Below are 561 nucleotides of genomic sequence, written 5' to 3'. Positions count from 1 at the left end.
AAATTTATATCAGAGGAAGATCCGATGCAATCTATGCTCAAATGGCTCTGTGAACGTCTCATGGAAGTTGAAGTAGAAAGTAAGCTTTGTGCCGAGAAATCAGAACGGAACAAGGAACGCCAGGGATACCGATCAGGCTACCGCGTTCGTCGGTTTGACACAAGAATGGGAACAATGTATCTCATGGTTCCTAAAATCAGAAATGGCGGATACATTCCCTTCTTTGTAGAGGCAAAAAAACGTTCCGAAGCCGCTCTCATGAATGTCATTCAGGAAGCCTACGTCAATGGCGTCTCAACCCGCAAAATCGATAAATTAACCAAAACACTAGGCATCGAATCCATTTCACGCAGCCAAGTTTCAGCAATTACTAAGGATTTAAACGAACAAGTAGAAGCATTCCGAAGCCGAAAGCTAGAAGCCACATATCCGGTTCTTTGGGTAGATGCGTTATATGAGCGAATTCGTGATACGCAAAGGGTTAAAAATATGGCCGTACTAGTCGTTACTGGCATTAATTTAGAGGGCAAACGTGATATTTTAGCGGTAGAACCCATGTAT

The 561-nt window shown here is 43.0% G+C and carries 1 protein-coding gene; it reads left to right on the top strand.

Annotated elements, in window-relative coordinates; translation table 11 throughout:
• The coding region (locus AB840_RS15670; RefSeq protein ID WP_201775897.1) for an IS256 family transposase at nucleotides 1–561 on the top strand (561 nt) is incomplete at both ends.

Source organism: Megasphaera cerevisiae DSM 20462 (assembly GCF_001045675.1).
Lineage (GTDB): Bacteria > Bacillota > Negativicutes > Veillonellales > Megasphaeraceae > Megasphaera > Megasphaera cerevisiae.
The sequence above is the reverse complement of the archived record's forward strand: the minus strand, read 5'-3'. Positions and strand labels throughout refer to the sequence as shown.